The organism is Pantoea sp. GCM10028869 (genome assembly GCF_042666835.1).
Taxonomy (GTDB): domain Bacteria; phylum Pseudomonadota; class Gammaproteobacteria; order Enterobacterales; family Enterobacteriaceae; genus Pantoea; species Pantoea leporis.
The window spans coordinates 213,701-230,617 of sequence record NZ_JBHTGO010000001.1; the positions used below are offsets into that span (position 1 = coordinate 213,701).

The 16,917-nt window shown below is 55.0% G+C and carries 16 protein-coding genes and 1 pseudogene; 13 read left to right on the forward strand and 4 right to left on the reverse strand.

The window, feature by feature from the left end; genetic code table 11:
• Positions 1-169: 169 nt before the first annotated feature.
• Entirely contained in the window at positions 170-2,218 is a 2,049-nt protein-coding gene (locus ACFQW4_RS01060; protein ID WP_377723245.1) for an FUSC family protein, read from the forward strand.
• Positions 2,219-2,394: 176 nt separating this feature from the next.
• Here ACFQW4_RS01060 and ACFQW4_RS01065 read toward each other — a convergent pair whose 3' ends face one another.
• A complete protein-coding gene (locus ACFQW4_RS01065) occupies positions 2,395-3,831 on the reverse strand; it encodes a 6-phospho-beta-glucosidase (protein WP_377723247.1) in 1,437 nt (478 codons plus the stop codon).
• An 11-nt stretch (positions 3,832-3,842) separates the two neighbouring features.
• Entirely contained in the window at positions 3,843-5,294 is a 1,452-nt protein-coding gene (gene ascF, locus ACFQW4_RS01070; RefSeq protein WP_377723249.1) for a PTS cellobiose/arbutin/salicin transporter subunit IIBC, read from the reverse strand.
• Positions 5,295-5,543: 249 nt separating this feature from the next.
• On the opposite strand from ascF, the gene ACFQW4_RS01075 reads away from it, so the two are divergent.
• A complete protein-coding gene (locus tag ACFQW4_RS01075; protein WP_377723251.1) occupies positions 5,544-6,563 on the forward strand; it encodes a LacI family DNA-binding transcriptional regulator in 1,020 nt (339 codons plus the stop codon).
• 123 nt (positions 6,564-6,686) lie between these two features.
• On the opposite strand, the pseudogene ACFQW4_RS01080 reads toward ACFQW4_RS01075, so the two are convergent.
• Positions 6,687-6,845 (reverse strand): annotated as a pseudogene (locus ACFQW4_RS01080) (acyl-CoA thioesterase); the annotation flags it as partial.
• 232 nt (positions 6,846-7,077) lie between these two features.
• On the opposite strand from ACFQW4_RS01080, the gene ACFQW4_RS01085 reads away from it, so the two are divergent.
• From ACFQW4_RS01085 to ACFQW4_RS01120, 8 genes are all read left to right on the forward strand, one after another.
• Positions 7,078-7,503, forward strand: a complete 426-nt coding sequence (locus tag ACFQW4_RS01085) for a RidA family protein (RefSeq protein WP_008106850.1) — start codon at positions 7,078-7,080, stop codon at positions 7,501-7,503.
• Positions 7,504-7,516: 13 nt separating this feature from the next.
• Entirely contained in the window at positions 7,517-8,191 is a 675-nt protein-coding gene (locus tag ACFQW4_RS01090; protein WP_377723253.1) for a DUF1028 domain-containing protein, read from the forward strand.
• A gap of 8 nt (positions 8,192-8,199) precedes the next feature.
• Complete coding sequence (gene argE, locus ACFQW4_RS01095) at positions 8,200-9,351, forward strand: acetylornithine deacetylase (RefSeq protein WP_377723255.1); 1,152 nt, start codon at positions 8,200-8,202, stop codon at positions 9,349-9,351.
• 39 nt (positions 9,352-9,390) lie between these two features.
• Positions 9,391-10,539 (forward strand): ABC transporter ATP-binding protein, encoded by a 1,149-nt coding sequence (locus tag ACFQW4_RS01100; protein WP_377723257.1) that lies wholly within the window; start codon positions 9,391-9,393, stop codon positions 10,537-10,539.
• Positions 10,540-10,545: 6 nt separating this feature from the next.
• Positions 10,546-11,556: an NAD(P)H-quinone oxidoreductase gene (locus ACFQW4_RS01105; RefSeq protein WP_377723259.1), complete on the forward strand. Its 1,011-nt coding sequence runs from the start codon at positions 10,546-10,548 to the stop codon at positions 11,554-11,556.
• Positions 11,553-12,164: a glutathione S-transferase family protein gene (locus ACFQW4_RS01110; protein WP_377723261.1), complete on the forward strand. Its 612-nt coding sequence runs from the start codon at positions 11,553-11,555 to the stop codon at positions 12,162-12,164. The genes ACFQW4_RS01105 and ACFQW4_RS01110 overlap by 4 nt, the downstream gene beginning before the upstream one ends.
• A 64-nt stretch (positions 12,165-12,228) precedes the next feature.
• Positions 12,229-12,678, forward strand: a complete 450-nt coding sequence (locus ACFQW4_RS01115) for a type II 3-dehydroquinate dehydratase (protein WP_377723264.1) — start codon at positions 12,229-12,231, stop codon at positions 12,676-12,678.
• The gene (locus tag ACFQW4_RS01120; RefSeq protein ID WP_377723265.1) at positions 12,675-13,604 is read left to right on the forward strand and encodes a 2-hydroxyacid dehydrogenase; all 930 of its coding nucleotides are present in this window, start codon (positions 12,675-12,677) and stop codon (positions 13,602-13,604) included. Before ACFQW4_RS01115 ends, ACFQW4_RS01120 begins: the two co-directional genes overlap by 4 nt.
• Before the next feature lie 32 nt (positions 13,605-13,636).
• Here the strand turns inward: ACFQW4_RS01120 and ACFQW4_RS01125 are convergent, their stop codons facing one another.
• Positions 13,637-14,599, reverse strand: coding sequence for a LysR substrate-binding domain-containing protein (locus ACFQW4_RS01125; RefSeq protein ID WP_101761546.1), 963 nt, complete (start codon positions 14,597-14,599; stop codon positions 13,637-13,639).
• Positions 14,600-14,678: 79 nt separating this feature from the next.
• Between ACFQW4_RS01125 and ACFQW4_RS01130 the strand changes: the two genes are divergently transcribed.
• From ACFQW4_RS01130 to ACFQW4_RS01140, 3 genes are all read left to right on the forward strand, one after another.
• Positions 14,679-14,978: a hypothetical protein gene (locus ACFQW4_RS01130; protein WP_350262060.1), complete on the forward strand. Its 300-nt coding sequence runs from the start codon at positions 14,679-14,681 to the stop codon at positions 14,976-14,978.
• Complete coding sequence (locus ACFQW4_RS01135) at positions 14,968-15,999, forward strand: polyamine ABC transporter substrate-binding protein (protein ID WP_192413067.1); 1,032 nt, start codon at positions 14,968-14,970, stop codon at positions 15,997-15,999. Before ACFQW4_RS01130 ends, ACFQW4_RS01135 begins: the two co-directional genes overlap by 11 nt.
• A gap of 63 nt (positions 16,000-16,062) precedes the next feature.
• Entirely contained in the window at positions 16,063-16,917 is an 855-nt protein-coding gene (locus ACFQW4_RS01140; protein ID WP_192234781.1) for an ABC transporter permease, read from the forward strand.

Consider the following 16,917-nt stretch of genomic DNA (forward strand, 5'->3'; position numbering starts at 1 on the left):
CATCTTTAACGTGGATTTTCATTAGCCGTGCTTACGCATCTGCGCCACGTGCAAACCGCGCGATGAACATGGTTTTCGATTACGAAATAATTCGACATATTTATCGAGGTGAGGCTTTTTCACATTCTGGCAGGATACGCAACATTCAGTACATCCTGGTCACCGTGTCATGCAGTGGTTTTCAAAAAACGCCGTTTTTTTTGCTGTAAAAACCTGTCTGGCCGCCTTTCTGGCACTCTATTTCGCACTCGAACTGAATCTGGATAAACCGGCGTGGGCGGTGACCACGGTATTGCTCGCATCACAGCTCTATTCCGCCTCAACCATTTCCAAATCGGTGTTCCGTCTGCTGGGGACACTATTGGGCGGCGTATTCGTCTTCTTTATCTTTCCGCCGACCGTTCAGCATCCGCTGCTGTTCTGTTTCTGCATTTCGTTATGGGTCAGCGTTTGCCTCTATCTGTCACTGCACGACCGCACGCCGAAGAGTTACGTGTTTATGCTGGCCGGTTACAGCGCGGCGATCATGGGTTTTCCGGAAGTCACCACGCCGCTGTCGATCACCAGCACGGTGATTTCGCGTATAGAAGAGATCACGCTCGGCATCGTCTGCAGCAGCCTTGTGCATGCGCTGTTGTTTCCGGTATCGATGCGCAGTCTGCTGGAGCAGAGTGTCAGCCACTGGTATCTCAACGCGCGCAAACTGTGCAGCGATTTGCTTTCCGGCATTCCCAGCGACAGTTCGCCCGAGCGTGACGATATTCTGATCCGCATGGCAACGCATCCGCAGCAGGTGGAAGTGCTGATCACCCACTGCGTTTATGAAGGTGACGCCGCGCGGAGACTGATTCGCCTGGTTAGCGTGCAGTATCAACATCTCTCCTATTTGATCCCGACTCTCACGGCTATCGAGATGCGCCTGCAGCGGCTCTCGATACTGCAAATCGCCTTTCCGGAAAACGTGGCGCAAACCTTTCAGCTGTTTCTACAGTGGCTCAATGATGGTGAAGCGGTAGGGGAAACCAGCGGCATCCAGCAGACGTTAAGCACTTGTCAGGCTGAACTTAACCTCGCCTGGCAAAACGGCGAATTGCCTACTGAAAACTGGCTGCTTTTTACCGGATTAATGGAACGGCTGGCGGATTTTGTCCGTATTGCCGGGGCCTATCAAAGCGTTGGTGGATTGGTAAGCGACCTGTCGGGCGACACTACACTGGCGCGCGGCAAACGCACGCACCGCTTTTTTGATAAAGGGTTAATTCGGCTTTCGGCGTTAACCGCGTTCTGTGCCACCTTCGGTTCCTGCTTACTGTGGATGGGAACGGGCTGGCGTGATGGCGCATCGGCACCGGTGATGGCGGCGATTCTCTGCTCATTGCTCGCCAGCCAGGATACGCCGCTGACCTCGATGAAGCTGTTTGTACGTGGCGTAATCGTGGCGATCATTATCAGCGTAATTTATGTGGCGCTGCTGCTGCCGCAAGCCACCTCGTTTGAAGCGCTGATGATTTGTCTTGCACCCGGACTGATGATTCTGGCGCTGATGATCGCGCGGCCCTCGACCAACATGATAGGCCTGAGCGTAGCGATTCAGATCCCCGGCTTTATCGGCCTCGGCCACCATTTAAAACCTGATTTGGTGCTGCTAATCAATAACGCGATTGCCACCATGGCGGGCGTGATGTTTGCGGTAATCATCACCGCCATCATGCGTAACAAACGCCCATCATGGACCGCGCGCCGCGCCGTGCGACAAGGTCTGCGCGAGCTATTGCGCTTTATCAAAGAGACCGAACGAAACGGTTCGTCACTGCTGGGACGGCAACGTTTTATCAGCCTGATGCTGGATAAAGTGAATGTGGTGTTGCCGCGCTTAAGGCTCGATCCGCATCCCGATATGCGTTCAGCCGGCATGTTGCTCAAGGAAGTGTGGCTGGGCGTGAACAGTTTTGATTACTACGCGCGCCACAAAGAGTTGCTGCAGCAATATCATCTGGATAGTGGACAGATGTTTCATGAGCTGGCGCTGTTTCTCAAACGCCGCCTGAAGTCACTGCAAACCCCACCGCATGCGGGTTTGCAGGAGGAGCTGGATTTACTGTTGCTGAAGCTGGAACAACTGGCGAAGCACGACGAAAGGGTGCTGACGCCGCTGTTCCATCTGTTCAGTATCCGGCTCTATCTTTTCCCGCAACAAGCGTGGCCAATCATTAAGTAGGGTCGCCATCCATGGAGTAATGCTCGTCAGTTAAGACATGAAAACCCCTCATTACTGAGAGCACACATTGTAGCGGCGCAATTCATTGCGCGATAAATCGCGCCGCTACGGAAGGTGCGGTGATTTGAAACGGCGCTTAACTGATCGGCATTACGCCATTCATGGCGACCACTTATTTACAGCGCCTCCAGATTCCGCCCATTGCTGGCGATCACTTGCTTGTACCACCAGAATGATTTTTTTCGGATGCGTTCCATGCTGCCGTTGCCTTTGTCATCACGATCGACATAAACAAACCCATAACGCTTACTCATTTCGCCGGTCGAGGCCGCCACCAAATCGATGCAGCCCCACGTGGTATAACCGATCAGCGGAATACCATCGGCAATCGCTTCGCCCATCGCCTGAATATGCTCTTTCAGATAGCTGATGCGATAATCGTCGTTAATCTCGCCGTCGGCATTGATTTCATCGTGCGCGCCGAGGCCGTTTTCCACCAGAAACAGCGGCTTCTGGTAGCGGTCATACATCATGTTCATGGTGATACGCAGACCGAGTGGATCGATGCCCCAGCCCCAATCGCTGCGTTTCACATGCGGATTGGTCAGCGATTTCACCACGTTGGCGGCGCTGCTGTTTTGCTCGTTCATCTCTGCCGAGGCGCAGCGTGAGGCGTAATAGCTGAAGGAGACGAAATCAACGGTGTGACGCAGCGTAGCGGCATCTTCCGCTTCCATCGCAATCTCCACGCCTTTCTCGCGGAATACCCGCGCGGCATACGAAGGATAAGCGCCGCGCGCCTGCACATCGATAAAGAACAGGTTTTCGCGATCCTTCTCCAGCGCGGCCCATACATCCTCAGGCTTACATGACCACGGATAGAAGTTGCCACCCGCCAGCATGCAGCCGACCTGGTTTTCCGGGTTAATTTCATGGGCGATTTTGGTCACCAGCGCGCTTGCCACCAGCTCGTGATGCGCCGCCTGATACTTCACCTGCTCCGGGTTTTCGCCAGGTTCAAACACCAAACCTGCGCCGGAAAACGGGCTGTGCAGCAGGATATTGATCTCGTTAAAGGTCAGCCAATACTTCACCAGACCGTTAAATTCTTCAAAGCAGGTGCGCGCATAGCGGCTGAAAAATTCGATCATTTTGCGATTGCGCCACGAACCGTATTCGGTCACCAAATGCATCGGTACATCGAAGTGGCACAGCGTCACCAGCGGCGTGATGCCATATTTCTGGCACTCTTCAAACAGGCTGCGATAGAACGCGATGCCTTCCGCGTTAGGCGTCAATTCATCGCCTTGCGGATAAATACGGCTCCAGGCAATCGAGGTACGAAACACGGTAAAACCCATTTCTGCCATCAGCGCGATATCGTCTTTATAGCGACGGTAAAAATCGATGGCGTCATGGCTTGGGTAATACTCATCGCTGCGCAGTTCGAAGCGCTTTTCCTGGCCCAACTTTACCGGCATGCGATGCGCGCCGTGGGGGATCATATCCACCGTGGTTAAACCTTTACCACCCGCCAGATAGCTCCCCTCTGACTGATTAGCGGCTAACGCGCCGCCCCACAAAAATCCCTCTGGAAATGTCACTTCAGACATAAAAACCTCTTTTACACCTTGGATAAATTAACGTTGGCGGGGTTGGCATCATCCGTCACCGGCTTTGGCTGTGCGGGCTCGGTGACCGGGATATCTTCAAAGCCGAGAATCAACGTCAGAATGAAGGAGAGCACCACCGACAGCACCATCACGCCAGCGACCCACACGATGCTCATCGGATTGGTGGGATCGAAAAACTGTACGCTGGTGAACAAGCCTGGTGAGGCCATTGAATGGCTGGCAAGCCCACCAATCCCGGCCACTGCGCCGCAGATAAAGCCGCTGATCAGGCTGGCGATCAGCGGACGTTTCAACCTGACCGCCACGCCATACAGCGCCGGTTCAGAAATGCCCGCGACAATCGCCGATGCCGCCGCTGCAAACGCGGTTTGACGCAGTTCAGGGTTCTTGGTTTTGAATGCCACCGCCAGCGAAGAACCGCCCAGCGACAGGTTGGCCCCGATCTCCGACGGCATCACCATGCCTTCTTTGCCGGTTTCGGCGATGGTTTGAATGATGGTGGGGGTAAACACCCGATGCATCCCGGTCATCACCAGCAGCGGCCACAGCGCGCCCATAATCGCCACCGATAACCAGCCAAGATAGCCGTGAATGGTGTAGACCAGCGCGGAAATGCCGCTACCAATCCAGATGCCGAGCGGTCCAATCAGCACAATGGCAATCGGCGCGGCCACCAGCACAATCAGCATCGGCTTGAGGAAGTTCTTGGTAACCGCAGGCGTGATGCGATCAACCCAGTATTCGATATGCGACAGAATCCACGTCATCACTAACGCCGGAATAACCGTGTAGGTGTACTTCACCGCCGTCACCGGAATGTAAGCAAATTCCACCGCCTGGCCTTGTGCGGCTTTCGCCATTAAATCGACAAAGTTGGGATGCACCAGCACACCCGCGATGGCAATCGCCAGCGACATGTTGGTTTTGAATTTCAGCGCGGCGGAGGCGGCCACCATAATCGGCAGGAAGAAGAACGCGCCGTCACCTATCACGTTGAGGATGATCAGTGTGGAAGAGCCTTTCTCCAGCACGCCGCTCATCTCCAGTACCATCGCCAACAGCTTTACCATCGAGCCACCAATAATCGCCGGGATCAACGGTGACATGGTGCCCACCAGCGCATCAAGAATACCGGCACCGATGCTGCGCAAGGTGATTTTGCGTTTCACTGGCGCGGCGCCTTCGCTGTTCGGCGTGCCGAGCTTTAATACTTCCTGATAGGCGAGGTTCACGTTGTTACCAATGATCACCTGACACTGCGTGTCGGTGTGCACCACGCCCATCACGCCGGGAATGGCTTTCAGTGTGGCGTTATCAATGCTGGCGCTGTCTTTCACCACGAAACGCAGGCGCGTCATGCAGTGCGTCACCGCTTCAATATTGTTCAGGCCGCCGAGCGCAGACACGATGGCGCGCGAGACATCCGCATAATTTTTAGCCATGGATTTTTAATCTCTGATTATTTGGTAGGGGTACAACGGTTTCTGCGTGATTTTTAATCATGAGAAACCGGTTTCATAAAATCATGAAGATGCAATCCAATCCAGGCAAGAACTTTAAAATTTGATAGTGGAAAGTGTGAAGTTGATCGCTTTGACTAACTGGACGGCTATGCGGTAATGGCAGAAAAATTGCCGCCTGTTTCGAGGCTTAGGTACACTGCTGCAATGAGTATGGAAAAAGAGTGAATCATGGTGACGATAATCGAGGTGGCAAAAGTAGCAGGCGTATCCAAAGCGACTGTATCGCGTGTGCTGTCTGGCAACGGCTATGTCAGCCAGGAAAAACGCGAGAAGGTGTATCAGGCGATTGCCGCTACTGATTTCCGTCCTAACTTGCTGGCGCGCAATCTGGCGACCAAATCCAGCCAGACGATTGGGCTAGTGATCACCAATACCCTTTACACCGGCAGCTACTTCAGCGAGTTGATGCAGCACTCTGCGCGCCTGATGGAACAGCAGGGACGTCAGTTGTTGCTGGTGGATGGTAAACACAGCGCCGAAGAGGAGCGTGCGGCCATTCAGTTCCTGCTCGATTTGCGCTGCGATGGCGTGATCATCTATCCGCGTTTTCTCACCACCGATGAAATGGACAGCATCATTGCGCAGCATAAACACCCGATATTGGTGATCAACCGCCGTCTGCGTCAGCACGACAGTTACTGCATTTACTCGGATCAACAGCGCAGCAGCAGCGCAGCGGTGGAGCAGCTGATTGCGCTGGGCCATCGCGACATCGCCTTTATCACCGGTTCACTGGATTCGCCGACCGGCCGCGAACGTCTGGCGGGTTACCACGCGGCGCTGACCAAACATGGCATTGCCGTTGAAGATGCGCTGGTGGTCGAAGGAAAATGGCAGGCGCAAAACGGCATGACAGCGGTGCAACAGTTACTGAAGCAGGGCAGAAATTTCACGGCGCTGGTGGCCAGTAACGATGATATGGCGGTGGGCGCGCTCAAAGCGCTGGCGGCCGCGCAGATTGCGGTGCCTGCACAAGTGGCAGTGATCGGTTTCGATGACATCCCGCTAGCGCCGTTTACCATTCCGGCGTTATCCAGCGTGAAAATGCCGGTAACCGAGATGATTCAGGAAACCATTGAACGCCTGATTTCCATGCTGGATGGCGGCGAAATGCGCAACGACAAAACCTTTGCCGGGGAATTAATTATGCGTGAATCAGTTGGGCCGGGACCGCATCACCCTCAGTGATGAAAAACTGGGGTTTCTGATTCCACTCATTTAGTCACTGATGTTATGTGGAAATTTATTTCTCTATCAACAGGCTGAGGGGAAAACGGGTTCCCCCCGCACCGCAATCCGGTGCGGGCGCGTAATTTTGCCCTGTTTAAACTCTTCTTCAATATCGATACCTAAAGCTTCACGCATATAAGCGTGGCGCGTCCACTCCATATAAAACGGATAATAAAGGCCATCGACCACGCCCTGAAAATCGATATGCTTTTCATCCACCTCATACTGCTTTGCAAACATTTTTATATCCTTATCTGAGAGTTAGGGGAATAAGCAGGGTGGTAAACCTCAGAACGCACGTCCGGTAAACGCCGGTTAGTCGGCAGGTGATGATGTTCACAATTTAATGCTAAAAATCATCACCGTTAGCTCCTTCGGATTTTTCAAAGCAACACCTCGGTTAATGCTGTTTTCGCTGCCAGGCGTAGGAGGGTATACCTTGCGAAACCCTTTTTTCGCAGAGCAGGCCAGCATGACCACACATACTCGCATCCGTAAATTCAACACCAAAGAAACCTATCCCAATCAGGCACTGGATAACGATCTCTGTCAGGCGGTGCGCGCAGGCAATACCGTGTATGTCCGTGGGCAGATTGGCACCGACTTTGCGGGCAACCTGGTAGGATTAGGCGATCCCGCCGCTCAAGCCGAACAGGCGATGAAAAACGTTAAACAGCTACTGGAAGAAGCGGGCAGCGATTTATCGCATATCGTTAAAACCACCACTTACATCATTGATCCCCGCTATCGCGAGCCGGTGTATCAGGTGGTCGGCAAATGGCTGAAAGGTGTGTTCCCGATCTCCACCGGTTTGGTGATTTCCGGTTTAGGTCAGCCGCAATGGTTGATGGAAATCGATGTGATCGCGGTTATTCCTGACGACTGGCAAGCGGAATAAGAGGCGCGAGACGATGACGTTATCCATTGTGGGACGCTGCGACGCAACCGGTCAAATCGGCATTGCCATTAGCTCATCCAGCATTGCGGTAGGCGCACGTTGCCCATGGCTTCGCGCGGCAGTGGGCGCAGTATCAACCCAGAACATTACCTTACCCGCGCTAGGCCCGCGCATTCTTGATCGCCTGCAACAAGGCGACAGCGCAGAAGCCGCGCTCAAAGCCGGACTCGCCAGCGACGACTATTCCTTTTATCGCCAGGTGACGGTGTTAGCCGCCGATGGCCAAACGGCCTGCTTTAGCGGTGACAAAACGCTGGGCATTCATAACGCGCAAACCGGTCATCACTGTGTTGCGGCGGGCAATCTGCTGGCTAATCCTGAGGTAATTCCGGCGATGGTAAGCGCCTTCGAACAGCATTCAGGTCATTTAGCCGAGCGCTTAATGGCGGCGATGCAAGCGGGCATGCAGGCGGGCGGGGAAGCGGGGCCGGTGCACTCTTCTGCCTTGTCGATCGTTGATGATCAGGTATGGCCGATTGTCGATCTGCGTGTTGACTGGACGGATGGCGATCCAATTAGCGAACTCGACCAGCTGTGGCTGGCTTATCAACCGCAAATGAACGATTACGTGACGCGCGCCATTGATCCAACGCAGGCACCCCGTTATGGCGTGCCGGGCGACGAGTAGGAATTTCCATGTTTACCAGCCGACAACTGCTTGAAAAGCTGGTGGCGTTTGACACCACCAGCCGTGAATCCAACCTGGCATTGATCGATTTCGTCTGGCGTTACCTGAATGATTTGGGTGTTAGCGGTGAGCTAATTCACAACGCGGAACGCAGTAAAGCCAATTTGTATGCACGTCTTGGACCCGCTGGCGATGGCGGCGTGATGCTCTCCGGCCACAGCGATGTGGTGCCGGTGGAGGGACAAAACTGGAGCGTGCCACCGTTCGCGCTCACCGAACGTGACGGCAAGTTATACGGGCGCGGCACCGCTGATATGAAAGGTTACATCGCCTGCATGCTGGCGGCAGTGCCCCATTTTCTGGCACAGCCGCTAAAGCAGCCGCTGCATCTGGCAATCTCCTATGACGAAGAGGTCGGCTGCCTGGGCGTGCGCACCTTGCTGGAAGCGCTGTCGCAGCGCCCGGAAAAGCCGTCAATCTGCCTGATTGGTGAACCCACCGAATTGCAACCGGTGCTCGGTCATAAGGGAAAACTGGGTGTGCGCTGCGAAGTGAAGGGCGCGGCTTGCCATTCTGCCTATGCGCCGCAGGGGGTCAATGCCATCGAATATGCTGCGCAGCTAGTTCACCAATTAACGGCGATCGGCGAGCGCCTGGCGCAGACTGAACAACATGACACACGTTTCGATCCCCCTTTTACGACGGTGCAAACCGGCATTATTCGTGGCGGCACCGTATTGAACATCGTGCCCGCTGAATGCGTCTTTGATTTTGAAGTGCGCACCTTGCCCCAGCATGACGCGCAAGCCGTTGCCGCTGAGATCGAGACCTTCGCGCAATCAGAGCTGGTGCCGCGTATGCAGGCAGTCGCAGTGGATAGCGCGATCCGTTTTTATCCTATCAGTGGCTACCCCGGGTTATTAACCGATGCGCAAAGTGACGCTGCGCGATTGATCGCCTATCTCACTCAATCCAGCAACTTCAGCACGGTAGCCTTTGGCACCGAAGGCGGCTTGTTCCACCAGGCCGGTATTCCCAGTGTCATTTGTGGGCCTGGCAGCATGGCGCAAGGTCATAAACCCGACGAATTCATCAGCATCGCTCAGTTGGATGCCTGTGACGCCATGTTGCAGCGCTTAGCCGCATGGATGAGTCAATAATTACTGTGACAACGTCACACCAATTGCTTTGGAGAGTTCATGGTTAGTGCAGAAATCACCCGATTCCCACAGCCCGATATGCCGCACCCCGCAGTGAAAAGCAGCAACATCGCCGTACAGTTGGATGGCGTGCTGAAGAAGTTTGGCGACGCTATCGCACTGCACAAAATTTCCCTGACTATTGAGGAAGGGGAATTTATTACCCTGCTCGGCCCCTCGGGCTGCGGCAAAACCACGTTGCTCAATTTGATGGCCGGTTTTGCTGAAGCTGATGGCGGCGAGATTTTTATTGATGGCGAATTGGTCACGGAAATCCCCCCTTACCAGCGTGAAATCGGCATCGTGTTCCAGAACTACGCGCTGTTTCCGCATATGACGGTGGAAAAAAATGTGGGTTATGGTCTGCGTATGCGCGGGGTGCCAAAGGCCGAAATCGCGGAGCGCGTTGAGCAAGCATTAGCGTTGGTCAAACTGGCGGGTTACGGCCATCGCAAACCGCGTGAACTCTCCGGCGGACAACAGCAGCGTGTGGCACTGGCGCGTGCGCTGGTGATCCGTCCAAAAGTCTTGTTGCTGGATGAACCATTTTCCGCGCTGGACAAGAATCTGCGTTTATCGATGCAGGTCGAACTGAAAGCCATCCAGCGCAAGTTAGGCGTCACCACGGTGTTTGTCACCCACGATCAGGGCGAAGCGCTTAGCATGAGCGATCGTGTGGTGGTGATGTCAGCGGGGCATGTGCGCCAAATCGGTAAACCGGATGAAATCTATCGCCAGCCGCGCGATCCTTTTGTGGCGGGCTTTGTCGGTGACGTCAACATCTTGCCTGGACGTTATGCCGGGCGCGATCACGCTGCGGTGCTTGAGCTGGGCGGCAACGCGCTGCGTCTGCCGGCAGAGCGCGTGCAGGCGAGCGTTGGCGAGCGACTCGATGTGTATGTGCGTCCGGAAAACATTCAATTGGGGCCGCTCTCTTCGCACTGTTTCCTGAGCGCCACGGTGATCACCCATGTGTTTCAGGGCGATCACGTTGATGTGCATCTTGATGTGCCAGCGCTCGGCAGCGCCTCGCTGTTTGCGCGCCAGTCGGGTCTGGAATCCCTAACCCGCTGGCCAGTGGGTAGCGTAGTGGGCATCACCTTTGATGATGAAGGCGTGTGCGCCTTTACCGCCGCTAAGCAAGGATAAGATCCGATGTTGCCTGAAATGATGAACGCGGTAATTGCCCGCCAGCCGGGCGGCGCAGAGGTGTTAACGTTGGTAGAACGTACCGTGCCACAACCTGCGGCGGGTGAGGTATTGATTCGCGTCGCCAGCGCGGGTGTTAATCGTCCTGACATTATGCAGCGTAACGGCATGCCAATCCCACCGGGCAGCTCAGATGTGTTCGGTCTGGAAGTAGCAGGTAACGTGGTGGCGTTAGGTGCAGGGGCTAGTGGTTTCACCATCGGCGACGCGGTAATGGCGCTGCTGAACGGTGGCGGTTATGCCGACTATTGCGTGGCGCGCGCTGAGTTGTGTTTACCGGTGCCCGATAATCTGCCGTTGGCGCATGCAGCGGGCATCCCCGAAGCGGCATTTACTGTGTGGCACAACCTGTTTGAGCTGGGCCGCTTAGCCCCCGGTGAAACCGTGCTGATTCACGGTGCCGCCAGCGGTGTTGGCACCTTTGCCACCCAATGTGCGCACGCCTGTGGTGCACGTGTGGTGGCCACCGCAGGCGGTGCCAACAAAACTGCGGCGCTGCAACAGCTTGGCGTCTGGCGCGCCATTGATCGTCATAAAGAGGATTTTGTCGCGGTGATTGCAGCGGAAACCGCAGGGCAAGGCGTGGATGTGGTGCTGGATAACGTGGGTGGTGATTACGTGGCGCGTAATCTTAGTGTATTAGCGCAAGGCGGACGTCATGTGAGCTTGTCATTTATGCAGGGCGCGAAGATCGAACTCGATCTGCAATTGGTGATGCGTAAAGGATTGAGTTTGACCTCTTCCACGCTGCGCCCCAAAAGCGCTGCTGAAAAGGCGCGCCTGGCGACGTGCATCCGCAAACATCTGCTGCCGCTGATCGTAGCAGGCAAAATCGTCCCCACGCTGCATCAAATTTTGCCGCTGGCGCAGGCGGCGGATGCACATCGAATCCTTGAGGCCAACGCCAACATTGGCAAAGTGTTGCTGAGCGTGGATCAGCAGGGAGCGTTGGCATGATGCAACTGTTTTACGCCACCACCTCTGCCTATGTGCGCAAAGTGATGGTGACTGCGCATTGTCTAGGGCTCACGAATGAGATTGAGCTTCTGGATTCGGCGGCGCATCCGATTGAACGTGATGAGCGCATCGCCCTCGTTAATCCGTTAGCCAAAGTGCCCGCACTGCGAACCGAACAAGGGGCATGTCTGTACGACAGCCGCGTGATTTGCGAATACCTCAATGCCCGCGCGAAGGGCGACTTAATCCCGTCACAGGGTGATGCGCGCTGGTTGAGTTTGTCGCGCCAGGCGTTAGGCGACGGTTTGATCGATGCCGCCTTGCTGGCGCGTTACGAGTTCAGTGCCCGCCCATTGGAAAAGCAGTGGCAAGGCTGGGCCGATGCTCAGCTGAAAAAAGTCCATGCGGCGCTACGGGAAATTGAGTGTCAGGTTGCGGGTTTTAGTACGCAGCCTGATGACGTGGGTTTGATTGCCATCGGCTGCGCGCTCGGTTATCTCGATTTCCGCTTCGATGCTCTTAACTGGCGGGCAAACCATCCGCTGACTGCCGCGTGGTTCGTCCTGTTCGACACCCATCCCGCGATGGCCGCCACGCGCCCGCATTGATCGCCATTAATCGTCATTCGGTCACCCTTTCGGGCGACAACTGCACAGTGACTCAGGAGCTCAGATGACACAGCAGATTTTTTTCCTTAACGGCCCGAACGCTAATCTGTACGGCATGGACAAGAACGGCACTTACGGCAGCGAAAGCTTTGCCAGCATTGATGAACGCTGCCAGCGCCGGGCAGCATCACACAACATCGCACTGCAATTTCGCCAAAGCAATCACGAAGGCGTGCTGGTTGACTGGATTCAGGAAGCGCGTCAGCAGGCTGCCGGATTGATCATTAACGCCGCCGGTTTAACCTACAGTTCGGTGCCGATTCTCGATGCATTGCTAATGTTTGATGGCCCGATCATCGAAGCGCATATGAGTAACATTTGGAAACGCGAGCCGTTCCGCCATCATTCACTGGTATCAAAAGCCGCCACTGGCGTGATTGCAGGCTTGGGCGTGATTGGTTACGAACTGGCAATAGATGCGGTAGTTGAGTTGATCAAGGCGAATGCGGCATGAGTATTTTAGTCTTTTACAGCGAGTTCGACAGTTTTGAACAGTGGTCAGCGTTGCTCGCACCGCATCTGCCGGGCGTAACGCTTTGTCGGGCGGAAGAGGTGCAAAACGATGATGAGGTGCATTTCGCGCTGGTGTGGAAGCCGCCGCACGGTTTTTTCGCCCCTTATCGCAAGCTGAAACTGCTTATAAATCTGGGCGCGGGCGTTGATTCGCTGGTCGGGCGCGATGATTTACCGGATATTCCCATTGTTCGTTTGTCTGATCCGCATATGGCGCGGATGATGGCCAGCTTCGTGCTGTTTGCCGTGCTGCGTTATGTGCGTGACATTCCGGCTTTTGAGCGGGCACAACGTGAACGACGCTGGCATTACCTGCATCCGCGTTCGCCGGAGACCGTGCGCGTTGGCGTGCTGGGATTGGGTGAATTGGGCGCGCACGCCGCGCTGGAGCTGGCGCGACAAGGATTGGATGTGCGCGGCTGGTCACGATCGCAGAAAACCATTGATGGCATTACCTGTAGCAGCGGAATAGACGCGTTGGATGCTTTCCTCGCCGGCAGCGATATTTTGGTAGTGATGCTGCCGCTCACGCCGCAAACCCAGGGCTTACTGAGTGCTGAACGACTGGCACGGTTACCGCACGGCTGCGCGTTTATCAATGTGTCGCGCGGAGCGATTGTTGATCAGGCGGCGTTAACGCAGGCGTTGCAGCGTGGACAGATCGCCGAGGCGACGCTGGATGTGTTTGACCGCGAACCGTTGCCGCCCGAAGATGCGCTGTGGGGTATGGATAATGTATTGATCACGCCGCATCTGGCTTCGGTTGCCATTCCGGCCAGCGCGGCATCGCAGGTCGCCGCGAATATCCAGCGCGCCGCACGCGGCGAAGCGGTATTGCATCAGGTCTTCCCGCAGCAGGGGTATTAACCGTTGGTCGCCATTCATGGCGACCAGGGATCTCACGCTACTCGCACCACTTGCGGATCGAAATAACTCGGAGCCGCCATGCCGGGAATGTATTGGTCGGAAATAAACATGCGGCAACGCTCGGCAAAAGCGCTTACCACCCTGGATTGCTGTACCTGCGCCATGGTGGCATAACCCAACTGCATCGCCTTGTTAACCCCCGCCAACCGCACGCGAATCAAGCGTTTACCATCCTGCGACAAATGCGCTTTAGGTCGTACGTTAGCGATACCAAAGCCGACACCGTTGGCCACCATCGCGCGCACCGTTTCCATACTACTGGATCGCATCACCACATTCGGCGTCACCCCGGCTTCGCTGAACAAGCCAAGAAAATATTCACGACTCCACGGCATATCCAGCAGCACCATCGGCGCTGCAGCCAGATCCTGCATCGAAACCGCGGATTGTGTGGCGAACGGATGATGCTCACCCACCATCACGTAGGGCGGCAGTTGCGCCAGCGACTGGAAAGTCACATCGCTGGCGGGCACCAAATCATAGGTGAGGGCGATATCGATATCCGCTGAGCGCAGCTGTTTTAGCAGCAACTCATGATTACCTTCCACCAGCGAGATACGCACGCCGGGAAAGGCGCGGCCGAAGCCAAACACCAATTCCGGCGTCAACATTGGCGCTAACGTATCGAGGCAACCAACACGCAGCGGGCCGCGTACGTTGTTCATTGATTCCGATGCAATGGTGTAAAGGTTCGACATCTGTTCGAGGATCAGTTTGGCCTCTTTTAATACCTGGTGGCCGATTGCGGTGAGTGAAACGCCCTGGGCATGGTGACGCACAAACAGCTGCACGCCAAGCTCAGACTCAATGTGGGTGATGGCGGCGGAAATTGACGGAGAGGAGACGTGAATACGCTCCGAGGCGCCAATAATGCTGCCCGCTTCACCGGAAGCGACAAAATATTCCAGCTGACGCTGGGTGATGCGACTGAGCATGCAGGTTCTCCTGAGATCGCTGACACGATCATGTCGCGTCAGTCATTCTAATATGGTCGATTCAACTCAAGCATTTCTCATGCCAAATTCCGACTCACAGCATAATCACCTGTCCTTGCGCCAGCGACCATTCGCGTCTGCCTCACTCCTGCTTCAGAAAATCCTTGTTAAGCAGGCCACTTTTTTAGCCTCAGAAATCCTGATGCAACAGCGAGGGAAATGCTGTTTTACCCAATCTCACCGCAACGGCATTATCGCTTCAACACCCGAGAGCCGCCTTCGCACTGTTTTAGAGCATTGCGACGCGATGGACCAGACGGTGGTGCAAAGCAGCGACAACAGCCATTTCATTCATTGGGGACAAGAATATGTTGCGTAAGATGGGTGCCTTAACGTTATTGACCACGTGTGTATTGAGCGCAGGGAATGCAGTGGCCGCAGATAAGCTGATTGTCAGCACCTGGGGTGGCAGCTTTAAGGATCTGATTGATCAAACTATCGCCAAAGAGTTCACCAAAGAAACTGGCGTAGAAGTGCAGTTCGTCACCGGCGGCACCATCGATCGTTTGAACAAAGCCAAGCTGGCGGGCGGTTCGCCGGAAACTGACGTCACCTTTACCACCGCGCATGTCGGTTATCTGTATGCCAATAGCGGCCTGTTTGAAAAGCTCGACATGAGCAAAATCCCTAACGCAGTGAATCTGGTACAGCAGGCCAAAGTCAGCCCGTATCACCTTGGCGTGTGGGGCTACGTTTACACCATCGGCTACCGTCCAGATTTAGTGCCGAAGGGCGAAGAATTTACCAGCTGGAACGATCTGTGGCGTCCTGAGCTGAAGAGCTCGATTGCGCTGCCAGATTGGGATCCGAGCCATATCATCGCGGTGTCCGCCAAACTTTCTGGCTCGGATGCAGCGCATTGGGAACAAGGCCAGTCCAGGCTGAAAGCGCTGATCCCGAACATCAAATCCTTCTATACCGATGATGCCAACAGCCAGCAGCTGATCTCCACGGGCGAAACGCCGGTACAGGTGATGCTGTCGATGAACGCCTACAGCATGATTGCAGAAGGCGTCAACATTAAGCTGGCAGTGCCAAAAGAGGGCGCGATTTTGGGCGTCGATACCGTCGGTATCAATAAAGGCAGCAAACATGCGGAACTGGCCTACAAGTTCATAAATATTGCGCTGAAACCGGAAATCCAGCAGGAAGTGGCGAAAATTTATCGCGGCAGCCCAACGGTGACCAATGCGCATATCGATCCAGAACTGGCGAAGCTGCCTGGCATGCTGACCACGCCTGAGCAGTGGAATGCCACCATCAACACCGATCCGCAACTGCGCGCGGAGAAAACCGCCGAGTGGCGTCAGTGGTTCTCTGAAAACATCATGTCACATTGACAAATAGCGGCGGCCGATTGGCCGCCCGATGAGTCGCAACACTTTATTCAGGCAGCAACGTCTATGACGAAAAAACCGACATTCTTACCCTGGTTCATTATCCCCGCCACGTTCACGGCGCTTGGGCTGGTGGTGGCCATGTTTGCCGTGATGCAGTTTAGCGTGCGGGCCTATATTCCAGGATCGCTTGATGTAGGCGGATTCACGCTGGCGAACTTTAACGGTCTATTCAAGAAAATCTATGCCGATGCGTTTATCAACACGGTGATGCTCAGTGCGAAAACGGCGATTTTTGGGCTGCTGATGAGTTATCCGCTGGCGTATGCGCTGGTGAGAACGCGCACTACCTGGATCAAATCCACCATCTTGATTATCGCCATTACGCCGCTGTTTCTCGGCGAAGTGGTACGGACATATTCGTGGATCATCGTGCTGGGTAATAGCGGCTTCCTCAATAGCTTGCTGCTGGCGATGGGTCTGATAAACAAGCCGATCCAGTTTATGTTTACCCAAACCGGCGTGGTAGTCGCGCTGGTGCACGTGACCATGCCAATCATGGTGATGATGCTGGCGACTGCGCTGTCGCACATCAATCCTGATTATGAGAAAGCCGCCACCAGTCTGGGGGCAGGGCCGATTCGCACCTTGATGACGGTGACCATTCCGTTGTCGATTCCCGGTATCGTTTCCAGCCTGACCACCGCGTTTGCCTGGACGTTCAGCGCCTTCGCTACGCCGCAGCTCATTGGTGGTGGACGCGTCAGCACCGTGGCTACCATGGTGTATCAACTGGGCTTCTCTTCAATGAATTTTCCGTTTGCCGCTGCGCTCAGCATTGCCGGTTTGATTTTGACCATTCTGCTGCTGATGGCGCTGAAACGTATGAGCCGCTTCCTCCATGCGATGGGAGACCACTGA

Coding starts and splice junctions, on each gene's coding strand:
- ACFQW4_RS01060 (WP_377723245.1), top strand. CDS start 170: ATGCAGTGGTTTTCAAAAAACGCCGTTTTTTTTGCTGTAAAAACCTGT.
- ACFQW4_RS01065 (WP_377723247.1), bottom strand. CDS start 3,831: ATGTCTGAAGTGACATTTCCAGAGGGATTTTTGTGGGGCGGCGCGTTA.
- ascF (WP_377723249.1), bottom strand. CDS start 5,294: ATGGCTAAAAATTATGCGGATGTCTCGCGCGCCATCGTGTCTGCGCTC.
- ACFQW4_RS01075 (WP_377723251.1), top strand. CDS start 5,544: ATGGTGACGATAATCGAGGTGGCAAAAGTAGCAGGCGTATCCAAAGCG.
- ACFQW4_RS01085 (WP_008106850.1), top strand. CDS start 7,078: ATGACCACACATACTCGCATCCGTAAATTCAACACCAAAGAAACCTAT.
- ACFQW4_RS01090 (WP_377723253.1), top strand. CDS start 7,517: ATGACGTTATCCATTGTGGGACGCTGCGACGCAACCGGTCAAATCGGC.
- argE (WP_377723255.1), top strand. CDS start 8,200: ATGTTTACCAGCCGACAACTGCTTGAAAAGCTGGTGGCGTTTGACACC.
- ACFQW4_RS01100 (WP_377723257.1), top strand. CDS start 9,391: ATGGTTAGTGCAGAAATCACCCGATTCCCACAGCCCGATATGCCGCAC.
- ACFQW4_RS01105 (WP_377723259.1), top strand. CDS start 10,546: ATGTTGCCTGAAATGATGAACGCGGTAATTGCCCGCCAGCCGGGCGGC.
- ACFQW4_RS01110 (WP_377723261.1), top strand. CDS start 11,553: ATGATGCAACTGTTTTACGCCACCACCTCTGCCTATGTGCGCAAAGTG.
- ACFQW4_RS01115 (WP_377723264.1), top strand. CDS start 12,229: ATGACACAGCAGATTTTTTTCCTTAACGGCCCGAACGCTAATCTGTAC.
- ACFQW4_RS01120 (WP_377723265.1), top strand. CDS start 12,675: ATGAGTATTTTAGTCTTTTACAGCGAGTTCGACAGTTTTGAACAGTGG.
- ACFQW4_RS01125 (WP_101761546.1), bottom strand. CDS start 14,599: ATGCTCAGTCGCATCACCCAGCGTCAGCTGGAATATTTTGTCGCTTCC.
- ACFQW4_RS01130 (WP_350262060.1), top strand. CDS start 14,679: ATGCCAAATTCCGACTCACAGCATAATCACCTGTCCTTGCGCCAGCGA.
- ACFQW4_RS01135 (WP_192413067.1), top strand. CDS start 14,968: ATGTTGCGTAAGATGGGTGCCTTAACGTTATTGACCACGTGTGTATTG.
- ACFQW4_RS01140 (WP_192234781.1), top strand. CDS start 16,063: ATGACGAAAAAACCGACATTCTTACCCTGGTTCATTATCCCCGCCACG.